The organism is Pantoea sp. X-Soil-MYKO-1289, assembly GCF_059730625.1.
This window is the reverse complement of the sequence record NZ_AP036006.1, coordinates 184012-191904: the sequence shown is the minus strand read 5'-3', so window position 1 is coordinate 191904 and position 7893 is coordinate 184012. Positions and strand designations below refer to the sequence as shown.

General features: G+C 53.6%; 8 protein-coding genes. 2 read left to right on the top strand and 6 right to left on the bottom strand.

Features of this window, described 5'->3' with window-relative positions:
- Positions 1-469 precede the first annotated feature (469 nt).
- Positions 470-1528, bottom strand: coding sequence for an SDR family oxidoreductase (locus tag AC6I7Z_RS22840; RefSeq protein ID WP_497816082.1), 1059 nt, complete (start codon positions 1526-1528; stop codon positions 470-472).
- A 97-nt stretch (positions 1529-1625) separates the two neighbouring features.
- On the opposite strand from AC6I7Z_RS22840, the gene AC6I7Z_RS22835 reads away from it, so the two are divergent.
- Positions 1626-2522, top strand: a complete 897-nt coding sequence (locus tag AC6I7Z_RS22835) for a LysR family transcriptional regulator (protein ID WP_497816081.1) — start codon at positions 1626-1628, stop codon at positions 2520-2522.
- A gap of 275 nt (positions 2523-2797) precedes the next feature.
- The gene (locus tag AC6I7Z_RS22830; RefSeq protein ID WP_497816080.1) at positions 2798-3757 is read left to right on the top strand and encodes a GGDEF domain-containing protein; all 960 of its coding nucleotides are present in this window, start codon (positions 2798-2800) and stop codon (positions 3755-3757) included.
- A 1-nt stretch (position 3758) separates the two neighbouring features.
- Here the strand turns inward: AC6I7Z_RS22830 and AC6I7Z_RS22825 are convergent, their stop codons facing one another.
- The 5 genes from AC6I7Z_RS22825 to AC6I7Z_RS22805 form a co-directional block, all read right to left on the bottom strand.
- A complete protein-coding gene (locus tag AC6I7Z_RS22825) occupies positions 3759-4424 on the bottom strand; it encodes a helix-turn-helix transcriptional regulator (protein WP_497816079.1) in 666 nt (221 codons plus the stop codon).
- 4 nt (positions 4425-4428) lie between these two features.
- The gene (locus AC6I7Z_RS22820) at positions 4429-4935 is read right to left on the bottom strand and encodes a helix-turn-helix transcriptional regulator (protein ID WP_497816078.1); all 507 of its coding nucleotides are present in this window, start codon (positions 4933-4935) and stop codon (positions 4429-4431) included.
- Positions 4936-5425: 490 nt separating this feature from the next.
- Positions 5426-5647, bottom strand: a complete 222-nt coding sequence (locus AC6I7Z_RS22815; protein WP_497816077.1) for a non-oxidative hydroxyarylic acid decarboxylases subunit D — start codon at positions 5645-5647, stop codon at positions 5426-5428.
- A gap of 13 nt (positions 5648-5660) precedes the next feature.
- Complete coding sequence (locus AC6I7Z_RS22810; RefSeq protein WP_497816076.1) at positions 5661-7088, bottom strand: non-oxidative hydroxyarylic acid decarboxylases subunit C; 1428 nt, start codon at positions 7086-7088, stop codon at positions 5661-5663.
- Positions 7089-7090: 2 nt separating this feature from the next.
- The gene (locus AC6I7Z_RS22805; RefSeq protein WP_497816075.1) at positions 7091-7687 is read right to left on the bottom strand and encodes a non-oxidative hydroxyarylic acid decarboxylases subunit B; all 597 of its coding nucleotides are present in this window, start codon (positions 7685-7687) and stop codon (positions 7091-7093) included.
- Positions 7688-7893 lie beyond the last annotated feature (206 nt).

The following is a 7893-nucleotide window of genomic DNA, read 5'->3' as shown; positions in this document are numbered from 1 at the left end:
TTTGTGTTTTCAGGAAAATATTGTACAGAGCATAATGTTTTGTTCATTTGGCTTGCCAGATGACAATCTGTCTTTTTTTCAGGCGGAACAACGATGGAATAGGCCTGCTCTGGACCCTGAAAGTCTCACAGATTACCCATCCCTTTTTCAGTATTAATTTATTGAAATTTATGGGTATTTTGTTTTTATTTCAGATTGAAATTCCCAGGCGCATGTGGGCAACAATGCGTAGCGAAAATCGGTCTGGTCTGCTGGCGGGCATGCAGGTGGACTGTGGAAATCAGCCGTTGATAAACCTGTCGAAAAACAGATGTGTCCTTAAAGCACGCTGACGAGTAGCGCATATGTGCAGAACAGCCGCTTATGCGTCGCGACGCAGGCAGAAAGGCTGTGCAAAAAACTGGAGGCAAGCTGAGGAAACCAGCACTGTTACAGCGCTGGTATAAACTGGGACAAAAGCGATCAGGCGTCAGGGAATAATACGGCTGGCTCTGAGCTGAGAGAATAAGCTGAAAAACATCTCGTTGGTTGCGCAATAGTGCGTAAAGCCAGCCCGGCGTAATTTACTGCCGTCGCCGAACATATCGTAGTCCCAGCCGAAAACAAAGTCGGCAAACAGCCCATCGTTAAGCCGCAAAATATCTGCTTCCTGCAGCTTATGTTGTTCAGCCAGAGTGCGCCAGGTGGCGCGATAATCTGCAAACAGCTGCTGAAAAGAGAGGTTGACCGGCGGTGCGCACTCCAGTTCAAACCAGCGCGCAATCAGCGGCCAGAGCTCGCTCCAGCGCCAGATATCGCCATTGTTAACGTTGTAAGCCTGGTTGCCGGCAGCGGGCGCCGTTGCCGTCCACAGCGTCGCCTCTGCCAACAGTGCCGCATCGGTATGATCAACAATGCTGTGCCAGTTTTGCGACGAGCCCGGGAAACGAAGAGGCAAACCTACAGCTTTGCACAGCGAGGCATAGAGCGCGATGCTCAGCGCCAGGTTCATCGCATTGCCTGTCGCCGTGCTGCCTACTACGCCAGGTCTCAGCGCCTGCCAGCGCCAGCTTTTATGCTGCTGAAAATCGCTCAGCCAGCTGAGCTGGGCAGCGTTGAATTCAGCGCCTGCTACGCCGGGATCGCTCTCGCGCGCTGGCGTTTTAAAGAGGCCAAGGTGAGCGCCGTAAACCTTATAGCCTTGCATCAGGCTGACATTCTCAAGCGGCGCGACACGTTCTACATTACTTACCAGATTGCGCAGCATGGTGACGTTTGGTTCAACCATCTCACTCCAGTTCGCTGCATTCACCCAGGCACTGTAGAAGATGTGCGTCACCGTACGGAGCGGCTGCAGCGACTGAAGACTTTGCCGGGCGTCGAGCAGATCAACGTTTACCAGTGTGACATTATCTGTGTGTGCTGCAGCACGGCGCGACAGGCCGATAACCTGCCATCTGTTATTCAGCAACGTGGTAACCAGTCGCCTGCCGACAATGCCACCAGCCCCTGCCACCAGCGCAACCCTAGGCGTATCTCTCTCTGTCATATCTGTTCTCCTGAGTAAGAATCAGAGAGAGTGTGCTATATGTAATTTTCTGCACATATCCCTTGTATAAGATGTCACCTATAAGAAAAATCATTAAATGAAGAATAAGCTCAATGCGATAGCTACCTTTCTGCGGGTGGCGGAAGTGGGATCGTTCTCGGAAGCGGCGCGTCAGGTCGGCATGAAGCAGTCTGCCGTCAGCCAGCAGATTGCCGCGCTCGAAGAGGCGCTCGGCGTCGTTTTGCTGCACCGCACTACGCGGGTCATGGCGCTTACTGAACAGGGCGAACGCTACCGTCGTCAGATAGCGCCGCTGCTGGAAGCGATGCAGGAAGTCGAAAGCCAGCTGCGACCCAGAGATCAGCAGTGGCGTGGCAGGGTGCATATGCAGCTGCCGAGTGGACTTGGACAAATTTTCTTGCCGCACCTGCTGTCGCTGCAAAAAGATAATCCGGATCTTAATCTGACGCTGGCGCTGGATGACCGGCTGTCAGATCTGGTCAGCGAAGGTGTAGATGTCGCGCTGCGGCTCAGCAGCGAGCCGCCGGATACGCTTGCATCGCGCGTGCTGGCGCGTATTGAGACGCCACTGTTTGCCGCGCCCGATTTAGCGCCGATCAGTTCGCTGGCAGAGCTGGCCACTCTGCCGCACGTTCGCTTCAGCGGTATCGCGCAGGCTACGCCGCTGCAGCTGGTATCCGATAAAGAAACGGTTGAGCTGGTGGTGAATACGGTCTTCCGCGCGAACAGCAGCGAAGGGCTGCTGCAGGCTCTGCAGGCCGGTATCGGCGTCGGCGGTATGCAACTGCCGCTGGCGGCAAAGGCGCTTGAATCCGGCAGGCTGGTTCGGGTGCTGCCGAGCTGGCGTCTGCCCGATCGCTTTTTATATGCGGTCTTTCCCGATGCGCGTTTCATTCCGTGGCGTGTCAGGCGCATCGTACAATTGATCGAGACTTTTCTGAAAGATCGCCCCGGCGTGACGTTTAGTTCTTAAACGAAAAATGAGAGGATAGCAATGAAGAGGCTCGCTCAGACGCTTAGGCGAATCTGCCTCTACAAAATGAAAATTGACAGGCCGGGTCGACAAGCGCGAATGGCTGGCGTAGTAAAAACCGCGCAGGTTTCAGGACGTTAAGTGAATGCATACTGGTGCAGAGAAAAAGAAAAGGGCGCCCTTTTTTCTCTGCTCATCCGTTTGATGACATGCATGGTTTGCCAGAATAGCGCGGGCTGACAGAACGGCGTAATAGTGATGATGCTGGAGTAAAAATGAAATTTCCTGGTATTCCGGAAAATGAAGAAGAGCGACTGAAGTCGCTATATATGATTGATCTGCTCGATACCAGGGATGATGAGCGCTTTGAAAGACTGACGCGGATTGGCCAGAGACTGTTCCAGGTGCCAATCGCGGTGATTAACCTCCTCGATCGCGATCGCCAATGGACGCTGGCCTGCCAGGGGCTTAGCGGACGCGAAATGAAACGTGATATTTCATTTTGCGCCCATGCGATCCTGCAGGAAGAACCGCTGATTATCAGCGATACCCGACTTGATGAGCGCTTTCACGATAACCCGCTGGTGACGGGCGAGCCCTTTATCCGTTTTTATGCGGGCTACCCGGTTCGCCTGCCTGACGGCGCGGTAGTAGGGACATTATGCCTGGTGAACAGCGAGCCGCGTGAGTTCACCGCCGAAGATATCGCCTCGCTTAAAGATCTCGCGTTCATCGTGGAAGATGAATTTCAGGTGATTAACATGGCGATGACTGACAGCCTCACCGACATTCCTAACCGGCGCGGCTTCTACCACAGCGGCGAGAAGCGCTTTCGGGAGTATCAGCATAGCGGCAGCGCCTTCAGCATTCTCTATTTTGATCTGGATAAATTCAAACCAATCAATGATATGTGGGGCCATGCCGAGGGGGATGAAGTGCTGAAAGTCTTTTCGGCTCAGCTACGTCGCCTGATGGGGCCAAAAGATGTTATCGGACGGCTTGGCGGCGACGAGTTCGCCGTGCTGCTCGCCAGCGGCAAAGAGCCTCTGATGTTTCAAAACCGGCTGCGCCAAAACCTGAACGACTGGAATCAGCAATCAGGTAAGCCCTATAACATCAACTACTCCTATGGCGTGATCAACAGCCGCTCCGATAAATACCGTTCGCTGGTAGAGATGATTAAAGAGAGCGACAGCGTGATGTATTCAGAAAAGCGCCGGAAGAAACTGGACTAAATCAGTTAATCGACACATGCCCTTTTTTCAGAAAAAAGGGCGGAATGTAGTTGTCCCATCGCTGCAGGTTGCAGTGTCGCAGCAGCACAGCGCTGTTCGTCACGCCGGTTTTATCGCAGCAGCGCGTCATTCTGTTGCGCAGCGTTGAAACGCTGACGCCGAGAATGTCCGCCATATCGCTTTGTCTGACGCCGCATTGTAGTAGCAGGATCACCTCCCATTCCTTGTCGGTAAAAATCTCCGCCGGTCGGGTGAAGACAACGGATTTTCTCTCATACGGCATAAGGAAGGTTGAAAAGTAGAGGTTAGCGATCTCCATGTAGGTGCAGATAATGCCGTCAGAGCCGTCAGCAAGTTGCCAGAAGCGCTTCTCTACCAGAAAGGATCGTAGCCTGTTTCGCCTGCCGTAATCGAAAGTTTTTAAAGCGATGCTCATGCTGTGCGTACGCAGGATCTTACCGTCATCTTGTCGAATACGGTCATAGTCATCGCGCATATCGGGCGTTAAATCGGTGTCGAGCAAACCAGGCAGCTGATGTGGATGAATATTGAAATAGCGGCAGACTAATCGGTTGCCGTAGAGATAGCGGGAATGAGAGTCCTTTACCGCCCAGCCGAACAGGGAATTATCAAAGTAATATTCAACGGGAGTCAGATCGGATTCCATCAGCTTAACCTCTGATTATGATGTGTCCCTTTTTCAAAAAGAAAGACGGAATATAGTTATCATATCCGCAGCTTCTGCAGTATTCGATTAGCGCGGATAGCGCGTTCAGGCCGGTTTTACGGTAACAGCTGCGGAGCCTGCCGTTAACGGCGTCAGCGGTGATGGAGAGGATGCTGCCTATCTCTTTAATTTTCATGCCGCACGCCAGCAGATAAACCACTTCCCACTCTTTTTCAGTAAAGAGGTCCGAAGGGGGCTCGAAGATAGCATGCTGCGTTATTTTTCCATCCAGCAGGGAGGTGGGTGTCATTATCCTGACCGGGCGCACGCTGATCACCGTGCCTGTACAGTTGCGATGCGCATCATAGAGCGGCTCCTGCACGTTATAGGCGGGCTGCATAATCTTCTCTTTGCCCTGGATATGCGTCGTAATGGCCCTTACCGGCCGTCTGGTACGCTCTATCTCGCGCTCCTGCTGGTCGAAAAGCGGTGCAAATTCCGCTACCGGCACGGGGATCTCCCCAATGTTACGTCCTTCATAATCATAACGAGTCGAGATGGTTTGCCAGATTTTAAACGTGTCATTAACCTAGACAAAGCGGGAGTTATTATCTTTTATCGCCCAGCCGACAACAGGATCGCTTTCGAACATCTGGATGAGTCGGGAAGGTAATATCATCTCTTTCATAAACGTATCCCTACATTTAAATGATCCTACATTAATCTGACCCTACAGATTAATTACCCTACTGAAAAATAACGCTGCATTAAATATGCCGTACCTTATATGGGCCTTCTGGTAACAGTGAAAATAACATAGAAATATCAGGGATGGCCAATATCCAGGGATGTCATCATCATAATAATAAAAAAGCCCATAACCTCAGGGTGATGGGCTTTACTGCCGGGGAAATCAGCGTGAAATGCGATAGCGCAGAGCGATGAAGCGAAATAAATTTTTATCCATCACCGCTGTAAAGGCTGAATCGGGCTGCGGCCGGCTAAAGCAGCGGCGGAATGGTCGGCACCTCGGGCGCATTATCGATATCCTGCTGCGTCATTCTGAACGCCTCAGGATAATGCTCGCGCTGCGTGCGACGCGCGGGTTCGGTGTCGCGCCAGGTGTAGAGGCAGCGCTGGCACTGGAATACGGTCCAGACCCCTGGCACCGGTGAGTGCGCCATAGTTTCGATATGTTCATCGGCACAACGTGGGCAAATCATAGCCATCTCCTTATTATTTACGGTTAGCCAGCATGGCGGTAAGTTTTTCGATCCATATCGCGGTTTCAGGCAAATCTTTGACCGGCTGGCTGTAATGGCCGCGCGTATCCGGGGCGATGGGCGTCGTCGCGTCGATAATCAGCTTGTCGGTTATGCCGGCAGGGCTGGAGCCGGGATCCAGTTCCAGCACCGACATATTCGGCAGCTGAACCAAATCGCCTGCGGGGTTGACCTTGGACGATAACGCCCACATCACCTGAGGAAGGTCAAAGGGATCGACATCCTCATCGACCATAATCACCATCTTCACATAGCCCAGACCATGAGGTGTCGTCATGGCGCGCAGGCCTACCGCACGGGCAAAACCGCCGTAGCGTTTTTTCGTGGAGATAATCGCCAGCAGGCCATGGGTATACATCGCATTAACCGCCTGCACTTCGGGGAACTCCGCTTTCAGCTGCTGATAGAGCGGCACGCAGGTTGCCGGGCCCATCAGATAGTCGATCTCGGTCCAGGGCATGCCGAGATAGAGCGATTCGAAGATGGGTTTAGTGCGATAGCTGACTTTGTCGATGCGGACGACGGTCATATTGCGGCCGCCTGAGTAGTGGCCGGTGAATTCGCCGAAAGGCCCCTCGATTTCTCGCTTGCGGCCTTCGATAACCCCCTCGAGTATCACCTCAGAGCCCCAGGGCACGTCAAAACCGGTCAGTGGCGCGGTGGCTATAGGGTAGGGGCTTTCACGCAGCGCGCCCGCCATCTCATATTCTGACTGATCGTATTTGAGCGGCGTCGCGCCCATTAAGGTAATAATCGGATCGTTGCCGAGCGTAATCGCAACGGGCAAATCTTCGCCGCGCTCTTCCGCTTTATGCAGATGGAGCGCGATATCGTGCATCGGAACCGGCTGCAGACCGAGTTTGCGGCGGCCTTTTACCTCCATGCGATAGATACCGACGTTTTGTTTGCCGAAGTTGTCCGGATCCAGCGGATCGCGCGACACCACGCAGGCTTTATCAAGGTAAAAACCGCCGTCGCCGTCGTTCAGGCGAAACAGCGGAAGCAGGTCAAACAGATTTATCGCGTCGCCATCGACGCTGTTTTCTGCCCATGCCGGACTGGCACGGCGCTCTGGCGCGACAGGGAATTTATCCCAGCGGCGAATATATTCTCCGATCTGCTGTTTGACCGGCGTGTTGGGCGGCAATCCCAGGGAAATGGCGTGATTCTGCCACGAACCGATAGTATTCATCACCACATGCGCATGGTTAAACCCCTTAATACGGGTAAAAGCGATCGCCGGCGCGCCTTCGCCGATACGACCGGTGGCGTTAGCCGCTGCGGCGATATCAGGTTCGGCATTAACCTCTTCATCAATGCTGAGCAGCTGGCCATTTTCATCCAGCGCGCGCAGGAAACTGCGTAAATCATCAAAAGCCATGCCTAATCCTCCTGTGTAGAATGGTTGTTTCTGGCGCCGCTGAGTCCTTCCCAGCGCCGGGCCTTGTTGTAGCTGAGAGAAAACTGATCCAGTACGCGAGCGACTACGTGATGAGTCACATCCTCAATCACTTCAGGATGGTTGTAATAAGCGGGCATAGGCGGCACCATCGCCACGCCCATTCGGGATAGCGCCAGCATGTTTTCCAGATGAATGGTGCTGAGCGGCGTCTCGCGCGGCACCAGCACCAGCTTGCGGCCCTCCTTGATCACCACGTCGGCCGCCCGGCCGGTAAGGCCTTCGGCATAGCCGGCGCGAATGCCTGCCAGGGTTTTCATGCTGCAGGGAATAATGATCATGCCGTCGGTATGAAAAGAGCCTGATGAGATCGCGGCGGCCTGATCGGCCGGGTTATGGACCACATCGGCAAGCGCTGCGACGTCGCGAACGCTTAAAGGTGTCTCAAGCTCAATGGTGGTTTTTGCCCACTTTGAAAGAATCAGATGCGTTTCTACCTCGGGCATTTGCCGCAGCGCCCGCAGCAGTGCGACGCCCAGCGGCGCCCCGGTCGCGCCCGTCATGGCTACTATCAACCTCATCGTTCACCTCGCTGACATTGTTCGTGTACGAACAATGTCTTTACCTTAGCGCGGGATGTTGTGGCTGACAAGTCGTCGCGGCAAAAAAGTTCGTAAACGAACTTTTGGCTGAGCACGATCAAGCGGTTTGTCTTGGGGGCGGTTTATTGCTGAAATAGTGCTACTAAACTCTGGCTCACTAAGGCTGATCGCCGGGAACCAAGACA